The organism is Singulisphaera chitinilytica (assembly GCF_049331405.1).
Lineage (GTDB): Bacteria > Planctomycetota > Planctomycetia > Isosphaerales > Isosphaeraceae > PoT.
In genome coordinates this window covers 3,631,855-3,656,668 of record NZ_CP186274.1, presented here as the reverse complement: position 1 = coordinate 3,656,668, position 24,814 = coordinate 3,631,855, and the positions used below count along the sequence as shown (strand labels likewise).

Genomic DNA, 24,814 nt, shown 5'->3' with positions numbered 1-24,814 from the left:
CTGTCGCGATGCCGGGGCGACGGTTTCTCATTCGAGGTCACGGATCACCACCCTGGGGGCTTTGACCCGTGAAACCCAACCCGAGTGAATCCGCCGCGCCCGACCCGACCGGCGGGAACGTCGCCAGCCCAGGCCTCCCGGGGACCGGCCGCGTGTATTTCGCGACCTCCGACCCCGCGTTCCTCGACGCGAGTTCCCGTTCCATCGCCCGCTGGCTCGAGCGGACCTCCCAGCCATTCGCCGCGACCACGCTCGAGGGCCGGATCCGGTTCGCCAACCGGGCCTTCCAGGAACTCATCGGCTACTCGCCCGCGGAACTCTGCGGCGCCACAGTCCATTCCATCACCGCCCCCCAGTGGCAGGCCGATACCCAGGCCACCCTCGACCGGATCCTCCAGAGCGGCAAATCTTATCAGTATGAGAAGGAATATCGACATCGCGACGGTCACCTCATCCCGGTCGTCCTGACCGTCGACCTCGACCAGGATGAGCAAGGCCGCCCCTGCGGCTACTTCGCGTTCGTCACCGACATCTCCGAGCGCAAGAGGGTGGAAGACGCCCTTCGCCGGTCGGAGGAGCGGTTCCGGAAACTCTTCGACGGAGCGCCGGTCGGATATCACGAGATCGACGCTCAGGGCAAAATCGTCAACATCAATCTCACCGAGTGCGAGTTGCTCGGTCTCGCTCGCGAAGAACTCATCGGCCGGTCCTTCTTCGACCTGATCCCGGAGGAGTCGCGGGACGAGGCAAAACGAGCCTTCCAGGAACGTCTTCAAGGGAAGAACGTCGAGAGATTGCTCGAGCGTCCATTCCTCACGCATGATGGCCGGTCGTTGATTGTCTCGATCAAGGAGAGGCCTTTATATACCGAGCACGGAGCTCTCTCCGGATTCCTCGGCACGGTCTGGGACATTACCGAACAGAAACGCACGGAATTAGCCCTGCTCGCCTCCGAACGCCGGGCTCGTGCCCTGTTCGAGGGGATCGAGGACGCCATATTCGTCCATTCGCCCGAGGGATCATTCCTCGACGTCAACCCGGCGGCGACGCGGTTGCTGGGCTATTCTCGGGAAGAACTCCTCAAGATGAAGACCAGCGACATCGACGCTCCCGACTTCGCCGAGGGCTACCATACTCGGCTCGAGGGGCAGTTGCTGAAGGGGCACCTGAGCTTCGAAGGGCGGCATCGGGCCAAGTCGGGGAGGGTCGTCCCCGTCGACATCAACACCTCGACCATCCTGTTCGACAATCGTCGCGCGGTCTTGGCCGTGATCCGGGACATCACCGAGCGCAAGGCGTTGGAGGAGACGAGGCAACGCCTCGAGGAATCAAGGATGGAGACGGCTCGCCAGATCGAGGCCAAGAATCTGGCCCTGGTCGAGTCGGAAGCCCGTTATCGGCTCCTCACCGAAGGCTGCCTCGACGCGGTGGTCGTTGCCGACGCGAAGGGGGTCATCATCCTCTTCAATCCCGCGGCGGAAAAGATTTTCGGCTGCCCGTGCAAAAACGTGCTAGGGAAGCCGTTCTCGATCCTAACCCCGGAGATCTCGGCCGAGATGAAATTCGTCCTCGGTTCGAAAGAGCCCTCGGCGAGCATCGTAGGCCGGACGGTAGAGACCTTCGGGAGGCGCGGGTCCGGGGAAGATTTTCCCCTGGAATTGTCGCTCAGCGCGATCGAATTGGCGGGAGAATTGCAGTTCATCGGATCGATTCGAGATCAGACCGAGCGCCAGAGGATGCGGGCGATGCTCCTGCAATCCGAGAAGCTCGCCTCGATCGGGTTGCTGAGCGCGGGAGTCGCCCACGAGATCAACAACCCGCTCGCTTACGTCGCCAATAATCTCGCGGTGCTCGAGCGTGATTTGAAGGGGATCCTGGAGCTCGTCGCGACCTACGAAGGGGCCGGGGAATCCATCAAGTTGTCCTCGCCGGAGGTCTCGAGCCGGATCCGCGAGGTGGAGGAGGATCTTGACTGGGAGTACGTCCGGGGCAACGTTGAGCGGATGCTGGCCCGGACCCGGGAGGGGGTCCAGCGGGTGGCCAACATCGTCCAGAACCTCAGGGGGCTGGCGAGGACGTCGCCAGCCAAGCTCGAGCCGGTCTCATTACCCGACCTGCTGGAGTCGGCCCTCGAGATGATCCGAGGGCGTCTCCGTCGCCATAACATCGAGGTTGTGACCGAGCATGTCGACACGCCGCGAGTCACCTGCGTCGGGGCGCAGATCAGTCAGGTCATCTTAAACTTGCTAATCAATGCCGTGCAGGCGGTGGAGTCCGCATCTCGTCCTGAGGGGGGGAGCATTCGGTTTACTTCGCGGAAGGAAGGGGACATGATCGTATTCTCCATCTGCGACAATGGGTCCGGCATCGACCCCCAGTCGATACCCCACCTCTTCGATCCGTTCTTCACCACGAAGTCGGTCGGAGAGGGGACGGGCCTGGGCCTGTCGATCAGCCACGGGATCGTCACGGGGCACGGCGGCCGGATCCAGGTGGAGAGCCGACTCAACGCGGGCTCCTGTTTTCATGTTTACCTCCCGATCGAGCCGAAGGCCTAGCGAGCGGGCTGGTGAAGGGTCGAGATTTGGCCGGGCCGGTCGTCCCCTTTGGGAGTGAGCGCGCATGGGCGTCAAGCCGAAGCATTGCCTCCTGGTCGTCGATGATGAGCCCAACGTCTGCGATTCCGTGCACGACCTGCTGAGGAGGGAATTCCGCGTCCTCAAGGCCAACAGCGCGGAAGAAGGCTGCCGGCTGATGCAGGAAGAAGAGATTCATATCATCATGTCTGACCAGAGGATGCCCCAGATCTCCGGCGTGGAGCTCCTCACCAAGGTGAAGTCCCGGTTCCCGAACGCGATCCGCATGCTCTTCACGGGGTACGCCGACATCGAGTCGATCATCGCCGCCATCAACCAGGGGCACATCTACGGCTTCCTGAAGAAACCCTGGCAGCCCGAGGAACTCGAGGCGGCCGTGCGACAGGCGGCGCAGGAGTACGACCGCCTCACCGAGGCGGCCCAGGAGCGCGAGACCCTCATCGGCGAGGTGGCGAGCCTTCAATCCAGGGTCTCCGTCCTGGAGAATGAAGTCCGACGCCTCCTGGATCAGAAGGCGGTCAATTAAGCAATCGACCCGGGCCCATCGCCGGATCAGGGGCCTGACCGAGCACGAATCGAACATTGGGACCGACGCTCTTGCCGGAAATGTGGGACGATGAAGACGGCTTCTCCTCGCGAAATTTGTGACGTGCCAAGCCCGAATTCAATTTAGAGAAACACAACGCGTGTCAGCCAAGGTCGGAGTGGTTGGATGGATCAGAGGCGACACACCCTGCTGGTGGTTGACGACGAGATCGACGTTCTCGAGAGTCTGCGCCATTTGTTCCATCGCACGTACCGCGTGCTCACGGCGGGAAGCGGTGCCCAGGCGCTCGAGATCCTCGGGAAGGAAGAGGTCCACCTCATCCTCTCCGATCAGCGTATGCCAGGCATGTCGGGCGATATCTTGCTGGGACACGCCCGCAGGATCCAGCCGGATGCGATCCGGATGCTCTTCACCGGCTACGCCGACATCCAGGCGGTGATTAACGCCGTGAACGAGGGGAATATCTTCCGGTATATCCTCAAGCCCTGGGACGCATCCGAACTTGAAGGGATCCTCCGGCAGGCGGCCGACCAGTTCGAGCTGCTCGCCGAGCGGAAGCGGCTGATCGCCGAGCTCCAGACCGCCAACGCTCGCCTGACCCGAGCCAACGAGGAACTCGCCGAGGCCGGCCAGCTCAAGAGCTCGTTCATCGAGGTCGCCAGCCACGAGTTCAACACGCCGATTACCCTGGTCCTGGGCCTGAGCGAACTCCTCCGCCTCACGAACCCCCAACGCGACGAGCAGGAGCGCTCACTCATCGAGCGCATCTCCCAGAGCGCCCGGCAGCTCGCCCGCCTCGTGACCAACACTCTCACCCTGATGCGTGCCGACGACTTCCGGCGAACAATGAAGCGAGGGCCGGTGGACCTCGGGGCCCTGCTGCGATCCGTGGCCGATCAGGTCATGCCGTTCGTCCATGCGAGAGACCTGCATCTCCATATCGACCTGGACGAGGGACTCGGTATCTTTGAGGTGGATGCCGACAAGATTTCAGCGGCCGTCGTGAACCTGCTCACAAATGCGATCAAATTCACCCCGAATGGGGGAGACGTTTCGATGTTGGCAAGTTTGATCGACGCCGATCAAGCCGAGATCGTCATCGCCGACCGTGGGATCGGGCTCGAACCAAGGGCCTTGGCGTATCTCTTCCAGCCCTTTTTTACCCAATTTGACTCAAGTCGCCATTCTTCTGGGGATTTTGGGTTCAATAAACGCGGATTGGGGTTAGGCTTGAGTATCGTGAAACAGTTCGTCGAGCTGCACGGCGGTACGGTCTTCGCCGAGAGCCAGGTGAATGAGGGGACGAGAGTCACGATCCATTTGCCCCGCCGCGTGATGAATTCCGTCAGCTCAGAAGAGCGAGACTCGTTGACGAGCGTATAAGTAAGAAGGAGGAGCGGACCTCTTGTCCTGGGGATGGATCGATTGGCGACACGATCGGCACGCCGCCACCTGGAACAGATTGTGTTTGTGAAGGAATAGCTGATGCCAAGCGCCTTGATCGTCGAGGATGAACCCGAAGCCAACCACCTCCTGGCGATGCTCGTCCAGCTCCGCGGCTATCGGACCGACTCGGCTTACACGGGGGGTGAGGCATTGGAGAAGGTCCGCGAGCAGCCGCCGGACATCGTCTTCCTCGACCTCATGCTCCCCGACATGAACGGCTATGAGGTCTGTCGCGCCTTGAAGACGAAGAAGGCAACGAGCCTCATCCCCATCGTGATGGTCACAGCCCGCGTCGCCGCCGAGAATCGGCTCCAGAGCTTCCGGGTCGGGGCCGACGACTACATCCCGAAGCCGTACACGCCCGACCAGATCTTCCAGGCCATGACCGAGGCCGACGCTTGGCGTCGCGACGTACAGGGGCCGGTGGCCGAGGGGCAGATCCAGCTCGACGCCAGCGAAGACGGCGAATCGTTGCGGCAGATTGCCCAGCTTCGCAGCCTCCTCGTGGCTCGCACCCCTCTTGATGTCGATTCGATTAGCAGGATTGGTGCCGCCTTGACCGAGATCGTCAGCGATGCATGCATGGCCAAGGGCTCGGATACCGCGACCGCGGGCGTCATCGACTACAGCCTCCAGCCCGATCGGCTCACCCTGACCTTGCGCGAGGCCTCGTCCTGGCTCGCGAAGGGGTTGTTGGTGAGGGAAGGCCGGCTGTCGAGGTGGCTTACCGAGGCCCGGTTCGACGAGATCGACGGCGACAACAACGCGGCCGAGGTCGTGTTCGTGAAGCGGTTTCCGCCAGCCTGCCCTGAAGCGAGCCTCTAGGGTCGGTGCGAATCGAGCCGTCCCGGACGCGAGGAGCATCGACGTTTTGGCGGAGTCTCAAGGTGTCCGGCATCTCCGATGATTCGTCCATCTCCGAGCACGCCTTCCTGCTCGCCGTCCGCGCCTGGTCGCAAGATCCTCCGACGGCCTTCTGGGATGTATTTCGCCCCGGGTGGCGAGAATCTCTTCGAGCCCTCTGGAATCAGGACGGGACGATCCATGCGGACTCGGCCTTCGACGAGCTGAAACGGGAGCATGTCGCCGAGGTCCGTCCGGATTTCTCTCGGGTCCACGCGAGTTGGTGGGGGCGGGCCCTTCGGCAAGAATCTCCCGCGATCCAACGCATCGTCGCGAAGAATGCCCCGGCCTCGATCCGGGCCGGCCTCTGTGCCGAGCTGGGGCTGAAAGTCTCGGACTTGGAGCCCGATCGCGTGCCCAACGAAGGGGTTGTGCAGCAGGCACACTCGCTCTGGTCGGAGCGGCTCGTCGGCGATACCGATGAGCGAGTCGCGGATTCGCCCGCGATCGTCGCATTGACCCGTCTCGAACTCCGCGAGATCCATCGCCTGATCCGGGCCACGGGGTTGGCGAAGTGGGCGCTGGCCCTGCAAGATCCCCCGAGTTTGCCGGCTCGCGACCTGGAACGATTCCACGATTTCAAGGCTCGGTTCGGGCAGCACAACCCGAGGCTGAAGCAACTGGCGAAGCACGACACTACCCAGCATGACCCGGCCGGACGCCACGAAGTCGGCAGGCTCGGCCTGGTCACCATCGCTCGCCTGCTGGAGCTGGCCGAACCCTACCGGGTCCGATGGGCCTTGCAGCATCTTCCTTACCCCATCGCCAAGTTCCTCCGGAGCCTGATGAACCCCAAGCCGAGGCGTGACACGTCGCTGGCGGCCTGGGAGTCGGAGATCCTTCGCGTCGCCTGGACGCGACTCAGGGAGGAAGGGAAGCTTCCTCGCGATTATGGAGGCGCGCCATGAACAAGGTCGTGGTCCTCGAGCCCGATTCCGCCTTCGAGCTCCCGGCCTTGCGCCCCAGGATCCTCGGCGGGCCGCTCGGTGATTTGCCCCAGCTCGACCGACCCCGCGTCCACATCGAGCGGGCCCTCCGCAGGCTCTCGCTCGTGCGCAAAGGGTCGACAGTCTTCTCCGAGCTGTTCGACTTCCCCATCTCGGTGGGGGAACCGGAATTCCTCTGGCGCCCCTCGGGGCTCAAGAGGCCGAACCTCGTCGCCCAGCTCATCTCCACGCTGTTCGCCAGCCGCATCGGCATAGGCATCGAGATCTCGCTGGCGCACGTCATTGTCGATCGGATACTCGGCTTCGATCGCCTGGAGGCGGAGCGAAAGCTCCAGCTCACCCCCGTCGAGTGGGGGATCTGGACGTTCCTGCTGGCCAAGATCCTCTCGCGATCCAGCGAGGCGGGTTTTCCCCCATCGCTGAGCACGTTCTGCCTCGACCGAGTCGGTCCCGACCCCTTCGACCTGAGGGGGCTCGAACCGCTCATCACAGTGCGCTGGCCGGTGACCGTCGGAGACCTGGACGGCTCGATCCGACTCTGGCTCCCCGAGTCCTCGGCCGAACGGCTCATGGGCGAGTGGAGCCTCCCGCCGGCCGAGGTCGCTCCGCTCAGGTCCAAGCTTGGCGGCCTGACGGGGGTCTGGCGTGCGGAAGCCGGGACCGTCAACATGAACAGGGGACTCGGCCGACTCCGCGTCGGCGGGATCGTGCCGCTTCTGGAACGGCCGTTCGGCGGGACTCCGAAGGACCCCAGGGGGACGATCACACTCATGCTGGAGACGGCACGAGACGGTCGGTTCTGGTATGACGTCGAGCCCGTACCCAACACCGGCGCGGGTCGGGTTATCGTGCGAAGTCCCCTTCAAATGACCCCAGCGCCTCGAGAGGCCCTAGCCGTGAGCTCGTCACCCACTCCGCCCTCGTCCCCATCACCCGCACCGACAGCCGCAGCGCAGGGCCCCGCGCTCACTCCGGGCGACGTCCCGGTCACGCTGGTGGTGGAACTCGGCCGCGTGAACCTCTCGCTCGGTCGGCTCGCCGACCTCAAGCCCGGCGACGTGGTCGAACTCGGCCGCCACTCCCGAGAGCCGGTCGAACTGACCTCGGCAGGCCGGCTCGTCGCCCGGGGCGAGCTCGTCCAGATCGACACGGAGCTCGGCGTGCGGATCACGAATGTGTTCATGTAGTCTGCTTTTTGATCGAGCTCAGATCGGGTAGACGACCTGGATCGTCATCTCGAGCAGCAACGTCTCGAACCCGACGAGTAGCGCGGTCGTCGCGAGCGACTTCGCCCCCGCGCCGACCCCGGCCATCCCCTGCCCCATCGCCAGCAGGAGCGGGGGCATCAGGGGAATCCAGAGTCGTGCGACCTCGCTGAGATTCTTGCCGCCAAGGGTCAGGAACACGAGGACGCCGAGCGTCGCCCAGGTGACCAGCGGTATCTGCCGGGGCTTCCTCAACGCAATCAGGCCCCAGAGTGCGACCGGCAGGCCGATGCCGATCGCGAGCTCGATCGGGTTCTCGACAACCCAGGCCGAGTACGTCCGGGGATATTCGACGTAGAACCGCCCGTGATTCCGCTGATTCCACCACCAGATGACGAACGGGTTGGCCTTCCAAACCCACCACGAGAGTAAGGTCACGGCGAGGAAGCCGACGCCCGTCGCCAGGACGTTCGCCACCCGCATTCTGAGCGTCTGGCCCCAGCCCGCCGCCAGTTGGATCCCCACGATCAGGCCAACAGGCAGATAGGCCAGCGTGAAGCACATCCCGACGCCCAGAACGATGCCAGACCCTATCGCGAGCAGGATCGCGTTGCGCGGCTGGCTCCTCGCCGCATACGCCGCCAGTGCAAATGCCGAAGTGGATAGGAACGGGAAAGCTGTATCCGCCGCGGGTTGGAACAGGATCACGGACGGCAGGAGCGGCCAGATCGATGCGACGGCCCAGGATACGGGGGGGCCCACGACGGTTCGGGCCAGGAGATAAAGCGGTACGACAGTGGCGGCGCAGAAGAGCATCGTCATGCAGCCGGTGAAGGCGAGCGTGGCGCGATCGGCCCTGGGGAGTTGGCCGACCACGTTGAGCCCCATGTCGACTGATGGGGGCATCAGGTCGAGAACCCCTCGCGCCAGGCCAGGGTACGACTCCATCGCATCCAGGAGATGACGCTGGGCGAAGAGCAGCCCCGGAGGATGCGTGCCGACATGAAGAGAATCTTGTTTCTTGATCCATTCGGCGTATTCGGCGAAGAACCGTTCCGGGTCGCGGATCTGCTTCTTCGCCACGGAATAATATCCGCTCGAACCCGGATTCGAGAGTGCGAGCCCCCACTTGTGGAGCCCGTAACCGACCGGAGCTCCCCCGTGGAGCACGACCTGAACCACGACCGCCGACACGAGCAGGCCCGCCACCCAGAGGGCTTCGCGGCGATAGGAAGTCTTGCCCATCAACCTCCGATATCCGAAACCGAGCAACGCGGCATAGACCAGGAGCCCGCCGAACCCCGTCAGGTTCTCGAGCCAGGTCGTCGAGACATTCTTGGGGAGCCTCAGCCATTCCCACTCGCCGCGGACGCCGAGCGGCATCAGGCCGTTTCGAATCGCGAGGGCGAAGCCGAGCAGGACGATGGCCTGGAGGATCGGGATCAGGATTCTGGCCGTTCGCATGCGGTGCGTCTCGCGCGGGAAATTCGTCCGATGACGAGGGAAGAAACTCAACTACCGTCGTGCTATCATCGTGCGGCGAATCAAAGAAGCCGGTTCGAAGACCTGCCAGCGCCTCCCGACCGAAGAGACGCATCGACGGTCAGCCGAGTCCTACCTCGATCCATCCGGAGACAGTCCCCATGCACTTCGAGAGCTCCACCGAAGCTCCCCCGCGCAAGGATGATGGCGGTCCATGGTACCAGGGCCTGACGCGATACCACTGGTTCGTCCTGATCGTCGCCGCGCTCGGCTGGCTCTTCGACACGATGGATCAGCAACTCTTCAACCTTGCCCGAAAGCCCGCCATCACCCAGTTGCTCGGGGCACAACCCGGCGATTTGAGGATCGGCGAATATAGCGGCCAGGCCACGGCGATCTTCATCGTCGGCTGGGCGCTCGGCGGCTTGATCTTCGGGATTCTGGGAGATCGCATCGGTCGCGCCAAGACCATGCTGATCACGATCTTGCTCTATTCTGCCTTCACCGGCCTGAGCGCACTTTCAACGGGCGTCTATGACTTCGCCTTCTATCGCTTCTTGACGGGGTTGGGGGTCGGCGGTGAATTCGCGGTGGGAGTTTCCCTCGTCGCGGAGGTCATGCCGGATCGCGCACGCCCTTTCGCCCTGGGCTGGCTCCAGGCGCTATCCGCGGTCGGCAATATGCTGGCAGCCCTCATCAGTATGGGCCTCGGGAAGATGGAAGAGTCTGGTGCCATCGGCAGCGCCTGGCGGGCGATGTTCGTGATCGGCGTACTTCCCGCCCTGCTCTCGCTCTTCATTTTCCGCCGCCTCAAAGAACCCGATCGCTGGAAAGCCGCCGCTGCGAAGCGTGCCAGTGCCGAGCTTGCGGCCGACGAGCCGAAACTCGGATCAATCCAGGAATTGTTCATCAATCCCCGCTGGAGGAGGAACACGATTGTCGGCATGTTGCTGGCGTTCGCGGGCGTGGTGGGGCTTTGGGGTATCGGCTTTTTCAGCTTCGATCTGATTCGCTCGGTGTTTTCGGCCCACTTCACCACCGAGGCGACTCAGAAAGGTCTGGCCGGCGCGGATCTGACCAAGTACGTCAATGGAAAACTCACGTTCTGGACGGGGATGACATCCCTGCTCCAGAACTTCGGTGCCTTCTTCGGGATCTATGCCTTCAGCAAGATCACGCATTACACCGGCCGAAAGCCCGCCTTCGCGGTCTCGTTCATCCTCGCGATGGTCTCGACAGGGCTGACTTTCTGGTATATCAACCGCTTCAGCGACATCTTCTGGATGATCCCCATCATGGGGTTCTGCCAGCTCTCGCTCTTCGGCGGTTACGCGATTTACTTCCCCGAGCTCTTCCCCACGCGGCTGCGAAGCACCGGAACATCGTTCTGCTACAACGTCGGCAGGCTCGTGGCTGCGGTAGGACCCTGGACCCTGGGTCTCCTCTCGAGCAAGGTGTTCTCCGGCTACAACTCGATCGACCCTACACTTCCCCTCCGTTATGCGGGAGTGACCATGTGCGGGGTGTTCATCCTGGGATTGATCGCCCTGCCCTTCGCGCCCGAGACGAAGGGGCAGCCGTTGCCCGAATGAGCTTGCGGTAACTTTCCACGCCCACTTCGATCTTCGTCGGGGTGGGCGGTCTCTTGCGCCGAGCGAGGCCTCGTCGGGAGAGGTGGGCGAGGTTCCGGCTTCGACTCAGAGGACGAATTTGGCCGAGTCGCGATCGAGGTAGAGGGTCGCGTCGGGGTGGTTGCGGAGGGCGGAGGCGGGGCAGGCTTCACTGATTGGGCCGCGGAGGGTGGCGAGGACGGCCTCGGCCTTGCGTGGGCCGGGGACGATCAGCGAGAGCTTGGCGGCGGAGAGAAGCGCCGGCACGGTCAGGGTGAATGCGTGCGTCGGCACGTCCTTGAGTTCCTCGAAGCAGCCGTCGTTGACCTGCTGGACTCGACAGGCGTTGTCGAGGCGGACAACCTTGATCAGGACGGGGTCGAGGAAATCGGCCACGGGCGGGTCATTGAACGCGATGTGCCCGTTCTCGCCGATCCCGCCACAGACGATGTCGATGGGGTTCGCCTTCAGCTTGTCCTCGTAGGCGAGGCAGGTCGCGAGGGGGCGTTCAGTCTCCTCGCCGGGGATCAGGTGGAGTCGGTCCGGCGAGAGGTCGACGAGGCGGAAGAGGTGTTCCTGGAGGTAGCGTCGGAACGATGCGGGGTGGTCGGGTCCCAGGCCGAGGTACTCGTCCATGTGGAAGGCGACGATCCTCGACCAGTTGATCCCGGAATAGGCGATGAGATTTGCGAGGAATTCGTTCTGACTGGGTGCGGCCGCGAAGACGATCCGCGTGGTCGATTCAGCCGCCTGTCGCTCCGAGATCGTTCGGGCGACGTCGAGCGCCGCGGCTCGTCCGGCAAGTGCCCGATCCTCGTAAACAACGACCTTCAAACGGTCGATGGAGAATTGGGCGAAGGCTTTCGGTTCCGTCAGGCTCATGGCCAAGGGTCTCGATCGAGGGTCGAATCATTCGTACCTGGATCGTCCAAGTTATCCGCGAACACGGATCGAGACCATGGTCGACTCGTTGCGGCAACAAGCTTTGCCCTCAGGCGGTGATGGCGAACTTCCGAGCCTTCCGGGGCCGCTGCTTCAGCTCTTCGCAGAGGCGCTGGCACTGGGCGAGATCCACCATCAAGGATTCGGTCAGGTAGGATTCCGTCTGTCCGTCCCCGGCCCATTGGAGCTGCTCGTGACACTGGGTCATGTGCTCGATCAGGTCCTTCATCCACAGCAGCGTGTTCTGTCGATTAGCCATGTCTTCGCCTTCCCTTCGATTCGAGAAAGAACAACACCTGAAAGGGACGTCCGTAAAGATCGCTCTCCACGGCGATCAGGTGTTGTCGGCCGAAGAGTAAGGCAAAGGGTGTGCCACATGGATCCTGCTCCGAAACGGGAATTCCAAAAGTGCTAACGCTGGAGGACTTGAGGAAAAAGTTGTAAAATTTGTCGACTCGCACCAGATCGGGCCGATTGTAAGGCTTACAGAGCAATTCGACCGAAGTTAGGCGCTCCTTTCCTTTCCACAAACAAGGCGCTACACTGAGGTCAGTGGGTCGGAGCGAGAAAAGGACCGCAACATGTCGGCCGAAGCCTATCACCACGACCAAGCTGACGAGTCGGAAGGGATCCGAGCCTGGCCCGGTGCGTTCGCGCGATGGCTCTTCGGATACCACGGAGATCCGGTCCGCTCCTCGCCGACGGAACCGGCGATCGCCCGCTTCCGCAACGTCTGCATCAGCAGAGAGGCCGGCTCGGGCGGCGGAACGATCGGGCGCCTCGTGGCTCGCTCGCTCGGCTGGGACATCTACGACCACGAGATCCTCGAGACCATCGCCAAGCGGATGGAGCTCTCGGTCGACGAGGTGCGGATGTACGACGAGCTCGCCCCGAGCGTCGTTCAGGATTGGATCCTGCCCCTCCGCGAGGAGCACTATGCCCCGCAAGAGGCCTACCTCGACCACCTGGCCAAGCTCGTCCAGGCGATCGGTCGCGCGGGCAACGCCGTGATCGTCGGCCGAGGTGCGAACTACCTCCTGCCTCGCGAGCAAACCTTGTCGGTCCGGATCATCTCACCGATCAAGTCGAGGGCGTTCCGCCTCTCGGAACGGATGGGGGTCTCCGTCCGCACGGCCAAGCGGGCGGCCCGCGACCTCGACCGCCGCCGCCTCCAGTTCGACCGCACGATGCACCGGGCGAATTCGTCCGACCCGCACAACTACGATATGGTCCTCGACTCGTACAACCTCGGCCTCGAGATCGCCGCCGAGGTGATCAGCTCCGCCGTGAAGGCCGGGCTGCCTAGGGCGGATTCGTCGTCCGACCGTGCTCAAGGTTTCGCGGTCTGATCCCTTCCTCCGCCAAATCGGCCGACAACACATCGAACCTCGCCCTTCCGAGGGCCTCGCGTCCCGACATTTCCGACAACTCGCAGGAAAGATGGAACGTTCCGACGCTCCCGAGGCTTTATCCACGGTCAGCAACCGAAGGCCGATCGGAGCATGAACTGTGGCTTCGCAATCACGAGTTTCGGGACCGCGCTGGATTTCCAGCCTCCAACAGCGAGGCATGTTCGGACTCCTGCCCGACGGTCAACTGCTCGAGCGCTTCGTGGCCGATCCGGGCGAATCGGGTGAATGCGCGTTCGAGACCCTGCTCGAACGGCACGGGCCGATGGTCCTCGGCGTCTGCCGGGCCAGGCTCCAGGACGAGCATGCGGCCCACGATGCCTTCCAGTCGACGTTCCTTACCCTATTGCGCAACGCTCGCACGCTCTGGGTTCAGGAGTCGATCGGCCCCTGGCTACATCGTGTCGCCTGCCGGACTGCGATGAAGAGCCAGGCGACCGAGACCCGTCGCCAGCGACACGAGCGACAGGCCGGCGAGATGATCGCGACCCATCGCCAGGGAGCCGATGAGGCTACCGACCTCAGGCGGTCGGTTCATGATGAGATCGAGCGGCTGTCCGCGCGACACCGCCTACCGCTGATCCTTTGCGACCTGGAAGGGAAGACGCATGAAGAAGCCGCCAGGATCCTGCGATGCCCCGTCGGCACCGTGAAGAGCCGCCTCGCCCGAGGCCGCGAGCACTTGCGAACTCGCTTACGGCGACGAGGGTTTGGATCCGGAACGGGACTGAACCTAGTGCTCCCCCTGCCCGCCCTGACGGCTCGCGTCGAGGTCCCGACCATCCTAATCCGAAGGACGACCGACCTGGCGGGTGAAGCCTTATCGAGGGCTGCCGCGAGCGGCGTCTTCTCCGGGCTGTCTCAGATGTTGCCCAGCCTCGTGCTGCCAGGTGTCCTGGGAAAGCTCGCTGTCGTCGTAGGAATCCTCGCGTGCCTGGCCGGTCCGCTATTCGGGACGGGCCAGGGGACCGAATCCCGTCATGCCTCAGGAGGCAAGGACACCGAGTTCGGGCGAACGTTGACCTTGAAAGTCGTGGATGCGGATCTCAAGCCCATTCAGAATGCCCGGATCTTCCAGAACTACGCCCGAACAACTTCGGATCCAGAGCGTAAGCAAACAATCACACGAATCGAGAACGTGACGCAATTCACCGACGCTTCGGGGCTCACTAAGCTCAAACTCGCCGACACACCGAAGGATCTTCGGATCTGGGTCAGCAAACCCGGGTTTGTCTCTTTGCATGCGATGTGGGCCAAGGAGTTCCAGAGCGACGGCGACCAGATCCCCGAGCAATTTACCTTCCAACTCACTCGCGGCACGAAGATCGGCGGCGTAGTCGTCGACGAGCGGGGAGATCCGATCCCAGGCGTGAAGATCGAGGTTAGGGACCAAACCGCGTTTCGGTTCCACCTTGCCGATGGCAAGCCCGGCAGGCGCCCTGTGCGCAGTTATTCCCTGGCCGATGGTGATGACGCCGTGGTCACCGACTCGGCGGGACGTTGGGTACTCGACAACATCCCATCTGACGAGAACCTCGTCTTCGAAGTCACCGACCAGGACATTCCTCGATTCGGCCCCGCCAACCCTCGCCACGAGATCGAAGTGCGACTCACTCACCCGGACCTCGACCCTGCGTCACAGGAATGGGGGAGGCTCCAGTCCGAACAAGGCATCACATTGAGAGCCCTTCGCGACCAGGTCGCCAGGCTCGTCATCACGCGAAAGAAGACGAAATGAACCGCTGAATGAATTCGAAAGGAGCAAAGACGAGGGGCGGCTCAGCGCATGAGCCGCCCCTCGTCTTCGAATTCCAAGTCTTCCCGATCCGACAGGCCCCTGGCTCAGGCCGCGGTCTGTTCACCGTGCAGGGCCACGATGGTCAGGCCATAGCGATCGGCGAGGGCGACGACCTCCGACTGGTCGATGACGATCGTCTTGTCGGCCTCGATGGCGAGGACGCGGGCGCCTGCCTTGTGCAGGTTCTCGATCGTCGAGGTCCCGATGGTCGGGACGTCGAACCGCATGTCCTGCTGGGGCTTGGCGACTTTCACCAGGGTCCAGCCCCCAGAGCGGCAGAGGATGCCGGCCCGCTCAATGCAGCGGTCGGTCCCTTCAATCGCCTCGATCGCAAGGGCGGCCTGCTCCTTGATGGCCACGGATTGACCCACGTCGAGCCGGCCCATCTCCTTGGCCAGGTGCCAGCCGAATTGGATATCCTTGAGTTCCTTCGACGTCGGGGGACGACGCGTGAGTGTTCCTTCCTTCACGAGTAGCTCCGGGCAATAGTCGAGGGCCGACGTGAAATCCATCCCGTCTCGATTGAACTCGGCGATGACCGAGAGCAGGATCGAGTCGTCCCGCTTGTCGGCCCGGCAGGTGTAATACCACATGCGGAACATGCGGTAGTCGGGCCAGAGTTGGAGGACGCGTCTGGGGGTATACATCACGTTCTTCGTGACTTTACCCGCCATGACGACTTCTTCGACGCCCTGCTTCTTCAGGACCTGGATCATCCGGCCGAGCTTGGAGACGCCGACCTCTTCGAAGCTGGAGCAGAGCTCGCGCAGGGATTCGTGGGCCTCGTAGCGGATACCCACGCAGGCGACGCTCAGCCCCTGCCTCTTGGCTGCCTCGGCGAAGAGGATGGGGAAGCGGCCGCTGCCGGCGAGCAGTCCGATCGGGCGCGCTGAGGCCTGGGAATCACGACGATGCGCAATCCGGTCACGTTTGTGCGTGAGAACAGACATCGGACCTGAATCCTTTAGATATGCGCGAAGTCCGCAAACGATCGTCCAACCGGCCGCGTTCAGGCGTCGGCGAGGCGGGCCGTCAAAGTCCCGCCGCGTCGTCGTCATGGTCGAGTCCACGGCTCTCGGATTCGGATCCTTCCTGATCCGGGAGCAAGGACGTGAGCATTTCCACCTGGGCCGAGAGCTCGCGAATCTGCCGATGCATGTCCGGCAGCCGCGCGATCATCTGGAAGAGCCGGCGCTGTTCTCGGATCGGGATGGCGGGCGATCCGAGGATCTGCTGTCCGCTCGGGACGTTGCGATGGACGCCCGCCTGGGCACCGACGACGACCTGGTCGCCGATCTCGGTGTTGTCCTTGATCCCGGCCTGGCCGGCCATGATGACGTAGTCGCCGGTCTTGCAACTCCCGGCGATACCCACCTGGCCGCAGAGGATGTTGTGTCGGCCGATCTGGTTATTGTGGCCGATCATCACCAGGTTGTCGATCTTCGTACCTTCGCCGATCCGGGTGGCTTCGAAGGTCGCGCGGTCGACGGTGCAGTTTGCGCCGATCTCGACGTCGTTGCCGACCTCGACCCGGCCCGTCTGCGGCACCTTGACGTGCTTCCCTTCGACCTGGCGATAGCCGAAGCCATCGCCACCCAGGATTGTGCCCGAGTGGACCTCGACCCGGTCGCCCAGACTAACGTCGCTATAGAGGACGGCGTTGGGGTGGACGATCGTGTCTTTACCAATCGTGCAGCGATCTCCGACGACGACTCCGGGATGGAGCGTCGTCCCGTCGCCGATCACGGCATCTTCCCCGACGTAAACGAAGGGGTAGATCGCCACGTCGGCACCGATTCGAGCGGAAGGGGCCACCCAGGCCATGGGGTGGACCCCGGTCCATCGGGGCTTATCAGCGCCTTTCAGGTGGCTACGGACAGCGAGGAACGCGAGGATCGGATCCTCAACCTCGATGATCACTGGGACGGCCGGGGTCGCGGCAGTCCGCTTGAAGTGCGGACCCACGATGGCGGCAGACGCCGGAGACGTGCGGAGCATTTTTGCATACCGCTCGTTCTCGATGAACGTGATGTCGCCTGGGCCAGCTTGTTCGACCGGCCGAGCCGAGTGAATCGAGATGCTGCCGTCGCCCACGAGGCGACCCCTGACTAGGGCCGCGAGCTGTTCCACCGTTGCGACCACGTGCGACTTCCTTTCTTCCCTGAAAGGAACGGACGGGAACCGGATTGCTAGGATGCTACCCGCATCCGGCGAACCAACGGATCGACTTGCGATCGGCTTGGCAACCGGGGGCGGATCGTAATCCATACGTCCGCTGGCGGCAAGTCGAGTCGATTCCTCTTCTCTTATCGGCGCATTTGAGGCGGTTTCCACACTTTGAACTTGAGAAAACGGCTCAACCTTCCAGGAACCGCGTGACCTCGCGCAAGTCGAAAATCCGCGGGGGATTCTGCCCATCCGCCTTGTTCCCGCGATCGATCCAGACCGCACGCAGTCCCGCCCGCATCGCCCCCAGGACGTCGTTCTCGAGGTCATCACCCACGCTCAGCAATCGGCCCGCTTCGACCCCACATCTGGCGACGAGGGCGTCGAAAAACGCGGGGTGGGGCTTCTTGTAACCGACCTCGGACGAGATAACGAGATGCTCGCCCATCGGCCTCAACTCCTCGAGCCCGGCGACGACGTCCCGGAGCCTGGAGTCGAAGTTCGAGGCGATCCAGCAGGGGATCCCTCGAGACCGAAGCTCGGCCAGTATCGGGCCGACGTCATCGAAACAGCGCCAGGACGAAGGGCAGGCGAAGTGCGACCAGAGCTCGTCGAAGGCCCGGTCGAAGTCGGGCAGGTCGCCCAGGACCCCGCCGACGATCGCCTGCCAGCGTCGACGTTCGGTCGCCTCGTCGGTAGCGAGCGGTCCCCTCTCGTTGGCCAGGTCGTCCTTGCGGAAGAACTCGCGGAAGCGGGAACGCACCAAGTCGGTCTCGAGTTCCACCCCCTGCCGACGCGCCACCGCGATGTACGCTTCGGCGACCGGCGGATGAGCTTCGATTAAGGTTCCGACGGCGTCGAGGACGATACCACCAAAGCCTGTCCCCGTCTTTTGATCCGACAACATTCGTTCGGCTTCCTTTACGACAAAGCGAGTGGTTCCAACTCGCGAGGGAAGACTCCAGGGAGTGATCCCGAAGGAACCGACGACTCGCATCCGACACCCTGACGGCAACGTGTTTACGTCACCACGGAGAGGAATGGAACCTCATCCCAACCGCATGATGCGACCGCCTCGTGAGGAACCTTCCCATGAGCGAGATCAGGCTGCGGCCACCCACTCATAGCCAATCCACGCCCGTCAGGGCGATCCCCCAGGCACAGTCGCACGCCCTCGAGCGTCGGCATACACTCGACCAGCAGCAAAGAGCCTTCCGATCCGGCCCCCACTTCCCACCCCCGGCCCGTCGCCACCCTCCGTCCTGAGCGGATCGATTACGCGTCGTTGAATCGAGAGTGGCCCGAGGTGGCGAGTGGGGCCCCACTCCCCTGCCCTCAGCGACCAGGCCTGATTAATCCCGCAGTCACGTCGATATCCAGTTCGGCCACCTGCCCGGCCGCTAGCTTGGCATATGCGATCCCACCCATCGCCGCGTTGTCCGTGCAGAGGGACATGGGTGGGATGAACAGCTCGATCCCTTCCTCCCGCGCCATCGCCTGGATCCGCTCGCGGAACCGGGCGTTGGCGGCCACCCCTCCGCCGATCCCCATACGTTTCAGACCCGTCTGCCGGAGGGCCTGACGGCTCTTGGCCACGAGGATATCGACGACGGCTTCCTGGAAGCTCGCCGCGAGGTCGGCCACCACCTCGGGCGTCGGCTTTTCGGCTCCGCGACCGTCCTGCCCCCGGAGGGCGTAGAGGACCGCCGTCTTCAGGCCCGAGAAGCTGAACTGGATGCGATCGTCGTGCAGGAAGGAACGTGGGAAGGAATACGCACGAGGATTCCCACCCTGGGCCACGCGCTGGATCTCGGGCCCGCCCGGATAGCCAAGGCCGAGCAGGCTCGCAATCTTGTCGAAGGCCTCCCCAGCCGCGTCGTCGATCGTGCCGCCGAGCAACTCCGACTCGATCGGCCCTCGGCAGACGAAGAGGCTCGTGTGCCCCCCCGAGACGACAAGGCCAATGCAGGGATAGACGGAGGCCTCGGGGAACGCGAGCTGGCACGCGTACAAGTGGGCTTCGAGATGATCGACGGCGATCAGCGGGACGCCGAGTGCGAACGCCAACGCCTTCGCCGCAGTCAGTCCGACAACCAGGGAGCCGACCAGGCCCGGCCTCGTCGCGACGGCCACCGCGCCGACGTCCCCGATCGCCACGCCCGAGGCCTTCAAGGCCTCGTCGATCACCGGGAGGAAGTGACGTACGTGCGCCCTCGAGGCGATCTCGGGGACCACGCCGCCGTATCGTTCGTGGAGGTCGATCTGCGAGGAGACCTTACTCGAGAGGATCCGAGGGACGCCCAGGTCGGGCGGAGCCGGCCCTTCGAGCACGGCCGCGCCCGTCTCGTCGCAGGTCGTCTCGATTGCAAGCAGGATAAGTCGGCGGTCAGGCATGACTCTCGAAAAAAAGAGACCGCCCTGGTCGGAAAAACCGGGGCGGTCCGGGGAATCGGATCGATTTGCAACCTGGGTCACTTCTTCGCGATGGGAGCCTCGAGCTTCTCCTTGATCACCTTGAGAGCCAGCTCGAGTTGCTTGTCGACGAATGGCGTTTCCTTGGGCTCCTTGGCCGCCTCTTCAGGCTTGGCCTCGGGCTTCTCGGCTTCGGGCTTCTTGGCCTCATCCTTCGCCTCCGGCTTCTCGGCTTCGGGCTTCTTGGCCTCATCCTTCGCCTCGGGCTTCTCGCCTTCAGGCTTCTTGGCCTCATCCTTTGCCTCGGGCATAGCACGTTCGCCCGGGGCCTTGGGCCGACGCTTGCCCATCGTGTGGAGGTCGCGGTCGCGACGACCCAGGAACCAGTTCTCGTACTGGGTCCGGTTCAGGTCGAGGCCGAGGCCGGGCGACGGGGAGACGCCCCACTCGTCGGATGCCTTCGCGTTCTTGAAGCGGTGGATGTTCTTGCCCGAGGGACGCTGATACGTCGCCACCGTCAGCTTCAGGACGCTGTTGCCGTCTTCCAGGTCGATGATGTTCTGCACCGAGCCCTTGCCGTAGGACCGCTCGCCGATGATCACGGCTCGATTGTGGTCCTGGAGGCAGGCCGAGACGATCTCGGCCGCGGAGGCCGAGTTGTGATTGATCAGCACGGCCATCGGGATGTCTTCGTACGGGCCTTCCTTCTGGGCCTCATAGGACTTGCCGATCGTGTTCCGGCCCTTCGTGCTGACGATCTTGCCGTCGTCCACGAAGAGGTCGGAAACCTCGACCGCCGCACCCAGCAGGCCGCCCGGGTTATCCCGAAGATCGAGGATCAGGGCCTTGGCACCGGCTTCCTTCAGTTCCGCCAGCGCTTTTTTCAGTTCATCCGTGGTGTTCTGGATGAAGCTGGTGATGCGGATGTAGCCGATCTTCTTGTCGTTGTCATACATGAAGTCCCACTGGTCGTTCGGCTTTCGCTTGTCGCCGAGGACGCTGGGGACGTCGATGATGGCGCGGGCCATCGTGAGCGTGTCGGTCTTCTCGTCCCCCTCGTGGAGCACCTGGAGCTTGACGTTCGTGCCGGGGCGGCCGGTCAGGATCTCGACGGCCTTGTCCGGGGTCATGCCCTCGGTCGACTGGTCGTCGATCTCCATGATGATGTCGCCGGAGAGTACCCCCGCCTCATAGGCCGGGGTGCCCACCATCGGGGCGATCACCTTGAGACGGTTCGTATCCTGGTCCATGCCGACCTGGATGCCGATCCCGCCGAACTTGCCCTCGATCTGCCGCTTGAACTGCTTCCATTCTGATGTGTTGATATATGACGAGTGAGGATCGAGATTCGTGAGCATCCCCTTGAGGGCGCTCTCGAGCAGCTCGCGTCGGTTGACCGGCCGAACATAATTGGATTCGACCTGCTCTACGGCGTCGACGAACACGCCGTAGAGCTCCATCATCTCGTCTTTGGGCTTGGCGCCCTGGCTCGCTTGCCAGCAGAGCGTGGTGAGTGCACCGACCATCGCCAACGCGAAGACGTTGCGGCGGGACATGTCTCGAGGCCCTCCTCAGAGCGTACGTTCTCGGCAGCGAACGAAACGGATGACAACTCCTGTTTGTCAGAAGAGGCGCCCGCGCCGGATCATCTCGTTGTTACTTTAGTCGATCGGCAATCGGCGACGCAAGCTGACAAGCCGGACGATTATGCGGCGTTGGAATCCGAATTCGGCAGGCCCCCGGAGGATGCCGCCGAGGTGCCGGCATCCCCCGGGTAACCACACATCCCCTCCGTCGACTTACGACCGGAGGGCCGCCGCGAGGCCTTCCAGCCCCACGATCGGCTCCTGGCAGGCGGAATTCTCGCAGATATACGTCGTCGTCCGACCGTCGCGAGCTTCCCGGCCCTCCAGCAACGGCAAGGAAACGCTCGACGCCTTCGCGGTTGCGGCGAGCACCGGCGCCACGACCTTGTGGGGCAGAAAGGTTGAGTAGACGGTCTCGAGGGCCTCGCGGAACTCGGAGGCATCGGACCCCGCGAAGACGGCGATTTCGCTCGAAGGCGCGAGCAGGAGGTCGAGCGCCAGGAGGCTCTGCCCCATCGCCATCGGGGCCTTGTCCAGGAAGAGCTGAATCGTCTCCAGGACCCGACGACCGACCGACTCCAGGTCCTTGCGGCCTGTGAGTGCCGCCAGGCGAAGGAGGGCCGTCGCCGCCATCGCGTTGCCGGAGGGCGCGGCGTTATCCTGAAAATCCTTCTGTCGCACAATCAGGGACTCGTGGTCCCGACCGGTGTAGAAGAACCCGCCGGCCTCCTTGTCGAGGAAGCGGTCGAGGATCACGTCGACGAACTTCAAGGCGGCATCGAGCCACTCGACCTCGCCGCTGACCTCGTACAGGCGCGTGAGCCCGTCGATCACGTTCGCATAATCATCGAGGTAGGCATTGAAGCGAGCACGGCCATCCTTGTAGGCGTGCAGGATCAGGCCTTCCGGCGTCGTCATGTTCTCGAGCAGGAACCTCGCGGCGCGACGCGCGGCGGCCAGGTAGCGATCATCCCTGAGGATGCGGGCCCCCTCGGCCAGCGGCGCGATCATCAGGCCGTTCCAGGAGGCGAGGACCTTCGTGTCCTTGCCCGGCGGGACCCTTCGCTCGCGGACCTCGAGCAGCTTCTGCCGATCCTCGGCGATCTGAGTCCGCAACTCCTCCGGATCCCGGCCCAGCATGATCGAGGCCTGCGTCAGGGTCCTGGGGAGGTTGAGGACGGTTTTCTGCTCCCAGTTCCCCGACTCGGTCACGTCGTAGACGTACACGAAGGCCCGAGCCCGGTCGTGGCCGAGGATTTCCTGGATCTCGGCGAGGGTCCAGACGTAGTACTTGCCCTCTTCACCCTCGCTATCCGCATCCTCGGTCGAGTAGATCTCGCCGCCGGGGCCGGTCATCCGGTTCAGGATGTAATCCATCGTCTCGCGAGCGACGCGGGCGAACTCGGGCTCGGAGGTGAGTTGATAGGCCTCGAGATAGGTGGTCGAAAGCAAGGCATTGTCGTAGAGCATCTTCTCGAAGTGCGGCACGAGCCAGCGCCTGTCGGTTGAGTACCTCGCGAAGCCGCCGCCGAGGTGGTCGTAGATCCCCCCCCGCGCCATCTTCTCGAGCGAGAGTCGGACCATGTGCAGCGATTGTTCGTCGCCGGTCCGCACGTGGTGGCGAAGCAGGAGGCGGAGATCCATCGGGTGCGGGAACTTCGGGTGATCCTGGAACCCGCCGAACTTCGGGTCGAAGACCTGCCCGAGGTGGGCGACCGCCTGATCGATCAGCTTGATCTCCAGGCCCCCTTGCGCCGGCGGGATGGCACCCATGAGGGAGATCCGCTCGGTCAGGTCTCCCGCGGCGCGCACGATGTCGTCGCGGCGCTCGACCCAGGCCTGATGCACCTTCCGGAGGACGAGGGGAAAGCCCGGCATCCCTCGCGATTCCGTGGGGGGGAAGTAGGTACCGCCGTAGAAGGGCTGGAGGTCGGGCGTCAGGAAAACCGACATCGGCCAGCCGCCGTGCTCGGTCATGGCCTGGACGGCGGCCATGTAGATCTGGTCGAGGTCCGGCCTCTCCTCGCGATCGACCTTCACATTGATGAAATATTCATTCATCAATGCGGCGATCTGCGGGTCCTCGAAGCTTTCTCGCTCCATCACGTGGCACCAGTGGCAGGCCGAATAGCCGACGGAGAGGAAGATCGGCCTGTCCTCGGCCTTGGCCCTGGCGAGGGCCTCGGGCCCCCACGGATACCATTCGACCGGGTTGTGTGCGTGCTGGAGCAGGTACGGGCTGGTTTCCCCGGCGAGTCGATTCGCGGGACGGTCGCTCTGCGGATGGCTCATGTTGCGGACTCGTCGAGAGGGAGAGGCCATGTCGGGTCACTTCCGAACCCAGGCATGTCTCATCATACGCGATCGCCCGGGGAGGCTCGATCCTACTTCGCACAAGGCGCGGGCACATGATGCGCGTAAAGCCTCGACTCCCGAAGGGTTCCACTCCGGAAGTCGAGGCTCGAGGTTCTTCGCTACTCTTCAAGGAGCGTCAGGCGGAGACGCTGTCGTCCGAGTCGGGCTTGGAGCCGTCCAGCGGCTTCGTATTGGGCGGGTGCGGACCTTGTTGCGGCCCGCCGGGGTGGATGTTCCTGGCGGCGGTCACGACCTCGCTGATGCGTGCGGCCGCGCGATCCGAGGCGCCCGGGACGGCCACCTTGTCGCGAAGATCGGCCAGGGTTTTGGATGCCTTCTCGCGGCTCGACGGGTCGTTGAGCCATTTGAGGGCCCAGTTCGCCATCTCGGACGAGACATCCACCGGGGTCAGGTACTCGGGCATGACCTCATCATCGGCCAGGAGGTTGACCAGGCTGATGTACCTGCTCTTGATGAAACGTCGGGCGACGAAGAGGTCGAAGTGGCGAATCTTGTAGACGACGACGGAGGGAAGTGCCTCAACCATCAGCTCCAGGCCGACCGAACCGGATACTGCCCACGCGAGATTCGCGAGCCGGATCACCTCGGGGGTACGTGCGGCCAGGATCTCCAGCGGGAGTTCCAGCCTGGACTCCGCAAGGATCTCCCTCGCCAGGTTCTGGTGCCGTTCGTGGAGGGAGGCGACCAGGAAGCGGACATCGGGACGCTCCCGATGCAGCTTCGCGGCGGCTTGCAGCATCATCGGGAGGTTCTTGGTCACCTCCTGAGTGCGTGAGCCGGCGAGGATCGCCACGATAGGGCCGGGCTTGGCGCGCTCGGCCGCGAGGAACGACTCGTCGAGGACGCGCTCGGCGAGCTCATCGAAGTAGGGGTGGCCGATGTAAACGGCGTCGGGGACGTTCCGCGCGTGGTACCAGGGGGGTTCGAAGGGGAGGCTGCAGAGGACGTGGTCGATATATTTGCGGACCTTGTTCACCCGCCATCCGGCCCAGGCCCAGATCTGCGGCGGCACGAAGTAGAAGACGGGGATGCCCCTCGCCTTGGCCCGCTTGGCCAGCCACCAGTGAAAGCCCGGGTAGTCGATCACCACGACGGCGTCGGGGCGATGCGTGGCGAAGTACTGGTCGGCCTGGTCGAGGATCCTGAAGAACTTGCGGATATTGAGCAGGACCCGACCGAACCACATGATCGCCAGGTCGACGAGCGGGAAGAGGATCGTCGCGCCGGCTTTCTGCATGTGAGGGCCGCCGAAGCCGACGAACTCGGCGTCGGGATGGCGTTTCCTCAAGGCTTCGATGAGATTGGCGGCGTGGAGGTCGCCGCTCGGCTCCCCCGTCGAGATGAAGATCCGCATGGGATCGAACTCACATCCTTGTTGTGAATCGAGG

The 24,814-nt window shown here is 63.6% G+C and carries 19 protein-coding genes; 9 read left to right on the top strand and 10 right to left on the bottom strand.

Annotated elements, in window-relative coordinates:
• Positions 1-68: 68 nt before the first annotated feature.
• From ACOYYX_RS14750 to ACOYYX_RS14725, 6 genes are all read left to right on the top strand, one after another.
• Positions 69-2,558, top strand: a complete 2,490-nt coding sequence (locus ACOYYX_RS14750; RefSeq protein ID WP_422930667.1) for a PAS domain-containing sensor histidine kinase — start codon at positions 69-71, stop codon at positions 2,556-2,558.
• 64 nt (positions 2,559-2,622) lie between these two features.
• Positions 2,623-3,123, top strand: a complete 501-nt coding sequence (locus ACOYYX_RS14745; protein WP_422930666.1) for a response regulator — start codon at positions 2,623-2,625, stop codon at positions 3,121-3,123.
• A gap of 186 nt (positions 3,124-3,309) precedes the next feature.
• Positions 3,310-4,527, top strand: coding sequence for an ATP-binding protein (locus tag ACOYYX_RS14740; protein ID WP_422930665.1), 1,218 nt, complete (start codon positions 3,310-3,312; stop codon positions 4,525-4,527).
• Between the two features lie 102 nt (positions 4,528-4,629).
• On the top strand, positions 4,630-5,415 hold the full coding sequence (locus tag ACOYYX_RS14735; protein WP_422930664.1) for a response regulator transcription factor: 786 nt from the start codon (positions 4,630-4,632) through the stop codon (positions 5,413-5,415).
• A 62-nt stretch (positions 5,416-5,477) separates the two neighbouring features.
• Positions 5,478-6,401 (top strand): hypothetical protein, encoded by a 924-nt coding sequence (locus ACOYYX_RS14730; RefSeq protein ID WP_422930663.1) that lies wholly within the window; start codon positions 5,478-5,480, stop codon positions 6,399-6,401.
• Positions 6,398-7,627 (top strand): FliM/FliN family flagellar motor switch protein, encoded by a 1,230-nt coding sequence (locus ACOYYX_RS14725; protein ID WP_422930662.1) that lies wholly within the window; start codon positions 6,398-6,400, stop codon positions 7,625-7,627. The genes ACOYYX_RS14730 and ACOYYX_RS14725 overlap by 4 nt, the downstream gene beginning before the upstream one ends.
• An 18-nt stretch (positions 7,628-7,645) precedes the next feature.
• Here ACOYYX_RS14725 and ACOYYX_RS14720 read toward each other — a convergent pair whose 3' ends face one another.
• On the bottom strand, positions 7,646-9,109 hold the full coding sequence (locus ACOYYX_RS14720; RefSeq protein ID WP_422930661.1) for a hypothetical protein: 1,464 nt from the start codon (positions 9,107-9,109) through the stop codon (positions 7,646-7,648).
• Between the two features lie 179 nt (positions 9,110-9,288).
• Between ACOYYX_RS14720 and ACOYYX_RS14715 the strand changes: the two genes are divergently transcribed.
• A complete protein-coding gene (locus ACOYYX_RS14715) occupies positions 9,289-10,719 on the top strand; it encodes an MFS transporter (protein WP_422930660.1) in 1,431 nt (476 codons plus the stop codon).
• 105 nt (positions 10,720-10,824) lie between these two features.
• Here ACOYYX_RS14715 and ACOYYX_RS14710 read toward each other — a convergent pair whose 3' ends face one another.
• Together ACOYYX_RS14710 and ACOYYX_RS14705 are read right to left on the bottom strand one after the other, a co-directional pair.
• Positions 10,825-11,619 carry a glucosamine-6-phosphate deaminase gene (locus ACOYYX_RS14710; protein ID WP_422930659.1) on the bottom strand — a complete coding sequence of 265 codons (795 nt, stop codon included), beginning with the start codon at positions 11,617-11,619 and terminating at the stop codon, positions 10,825-10,827.
• A 109-nt stretch (positions 11,620-11,728) separates the two neighbouring features.
• Positions 11,729-11,938: a hypothetical protein gene (locus ACOYYX_RS14705; RefSeq protein ID WP_422930658.1), complete on the bottom strand. Its 210-nt coding sequence runs from the start codon at positions 11,936-11,938 to the stop codon at positions 11,729-11,731.
• A gap of 322 nt (positions 11,939-12,260) precedes the next feature.
• On the opposite strand from ACOYYX_RS14705, the gene ACOYYX_RS14700 reads away from it, so the two are divergent.
• Positions 12,261-13,028: an AAA family ATPase gene (locus ACOYYX_RS14700; RefSeq protein ID WP_422930657.1), complete on the top strand. Its 768-nt coding sequence runs from the start codon at positions 12,261-12,263 to the stop codon at positions 13,026-13,028.
• A 220-nt stretch (positions 13,029-13,248) separates the two neighbouring features.
• Entirely contained in the window at positions 13,249-14,826 is a 1,578-nt protein-coding gene (locus tag ACOYYX_RS14695) for a sigma-70 family RNA polymerase sigma factor (protein WP_422930656.1), read from the top strand.
• A 104-nt stretch (positions 14,827-14,930) separates the two neighbouring features.
• Here ACOYYX_RS14695 and ACOYYX_RS14690 read toward each other — a convergent pair whose 3' ends face one another.
• The 7 genes from ACOYYX_RS14690 to lpxB form a co-directional block, all read right to left on the bottom strand.
• Positions 14,931-15,836: an LpxI family protein gene (locus ACOYYX_RS14690; RefSeq protein WP_422930655.1), complete on the bottom strand. Its 906-nt coding sequence runs from the start codon at positions 15,834-15,836 to the stop codon at positions 14,931-14,933.
• Between the two features lie 82 nt (positions 15,837-15,918).
• Positions 15,919-17,028 (bottom strand): UDP-3-O-(3-hydroxymyristoyl)glucosamine N-acyltransferase, encoded by a 1,110-nt coding sequence (lpxD, locus tag ACOYYX_RS14685; RefSeq protein ID WP_422930654.1) that lies wholly within the window; start codon positions 17,026-17,028, stop codon positions 15,919-15,921.
• Between the two features lie 214 nt (positions 17,029-17,242).
• On the bottom strand, positions 17,243-17,959 hold the full coding sequence (locus ACOYYX_RS14680; protein ID WP_422930653.1) for an HAD-IA family hydrolase: 717 nt from the start codon (positions 17,957-17,959) through the stop codon (positions 17,243-17,245).
• Positions 17,960-18,387: 428 nt separating this feature from the next.
• Positions 18,388-19,446, bottom strand: a complete 1,059-nt coding sequence (gene tsaD, locus ACOYYX_RS14675) for a tRNA (adenosine(37)-N6)-threonylcarbamoyltransferase complex transferase subunit TsaD (RefSeq protein WP_422930652.1) — start codon at positions 19,444-19,446, stop codon at positions 18,388-18,390.
• 77 nt (positions 19,447-19,523) lie between these two features.
• Positions 19,524-21,020 carry a S41 family peptidase gene (locus ACOYYX_RS14670; protein ID WP_422930651.1) on the bottom strand — a complete coding sequence of 499 codons (1,497 nt, stop codon included), beginning with the start codon at positions 21,018-21,020 and terminating at the stop codon, positions 19,524-19,526.
• 243 nt (positions 21,021-21,263) lie between these two features.
• Positions 21,264-23,342 (bottom strand): thioredoxin domain-containing protein, encoded by a 2,079-nt coding sequence (locus ACOYYX_RS14665; protein ID WP_422930650.1) that lies wholly within the window; start codon positions 23,340-23,342, stop codon positions 21,264-21,266.
• 199 nt (positions 23,343-23,541) lie between these two features.
• The gene (gene lpxB, locus ACOYYX_RS14660; RefSeq protein WP_422930649.1) at positions 23,542-24,780 is read right to left on the bottom strand and encodes a lipid-A-disaccharide synthase; all 1,239 of its coding nucleotides are present in this window, start codon (positions 24,778-24,780) and stop codon (positions 23,542-23,544) included.
• Positions 24,781-24,814 lie beyond the last annotated feature (34 nt).

Coding starts and splice junctions, on each gene's coding strand:
- ACOYYX_RS14745 (WP_422930666.1), top strand. CDS start 2,623: ATGGGCGTCAAGCCGAAGCATTGCCTCCTGGTCGTCGATGATGAGCCC.
- ACOYYX_RS14740 (WP_422930665.1), top strand. CDS start 3,310: ATGGATCAGAGGCGACACACCCTGCTGGTGGTTGACGACGAGATCGAC.
- ACOYYX_RS14735 (WP_422930664.1), top strand. CDS start 4,630: ATGCCAAGCGCCTTGATCGTCGAGGATGAACCCGAAGCCAACCACCTC.
- ACOYYX_RS14725 (WP_422930662.1), top strand. CDS start 6,398: ATGAACAAGGTCGTGGTCCTCGAGCCCGATTCCGCCTTCGAGCTCCCG.
- ACOYYX_RS14720 (WP_422930661.1), bottom strand. CDS start 9,109: ATGCGAACGGCCAGAATCCTGATCCCGATCCTCCAGGCCATCGTCCTG.
- ACOYYX_RS14715 (WP_422930660.1), top strand. CDS start 9,289: ATGCACTTCGAGAGCTCCACCGAAGCTCCCCCGCGCAAGGATGATGGC.
- ACOYYX_RS14710 (WP_422930659.1), bottom strand. CDS start 11,619: ATGAGCCTGACGGAACCGAAAGCCTTCGCCCAATTCTCCATCGACCGT.
- ACOYYX_RS14705 (WP_422930658.1), bottom strand. CDS start 11,938: ATGGCTAATCGACAGAACACGCTGCTGTGGATGAAGGACCTGATCGAG.
- ACOYYX_RS14700 (WP_422930657.1), top strand. CDS start 12,261: ATGTCGGCCGAAGCCTATCACCACGACCAAGCTGACGAGTCGGAAGGG.
- ACOYYX_RS14695 (WP_422930656.1), top strand. CDS start 13,249: ATGTTCGGACTCCTGCCCGACGGTCAACTGCTCGAGCGCTTCGTGGCC.
- ACOYYX_RS14690 (WP_422930655.1), bottom strand. CDS start 15,836: ATGTCTGTTCTCACGCACAAACGTGACCGGATTGCGCATCGTCGTGAT.
- ACOYYX_RS14680 (WP_422930653.1), bottom strand. CDS start 17,959: ATGTTGTCGGATCAAAAGACGGGGACAGGCTTTGGTGGTATCGTCCTC.
- tsaD (WP_422930652.1), bottom strand. CDS start 19,446: ATGCCTGACCGCCGACTTATCCTGCTTGCAATCGAGACGACCTGCGAC.
- ACOYYX_RS14670 (WP_422930651.1), bottom strand. CDS start 21,020: ATGTCCCGCCGCAACGTCTTCGCGTTGGCGATGGTCGGTGCACTCACC.
- ACOYYX_RS14665 (WP_422930650.1), bottom strand. CDS start 23,342: ATGAGCCATCCGCAGAGCGACCGTCCCGCGAATCGACTCGCCGGGGAA.
- lpxB (WP_422930649.1), bottom strand. CDS start 24,780: ATGCGGATCTTCATCTCGACGGGGGAGCCGAGCGGCGACCTCCACGCC.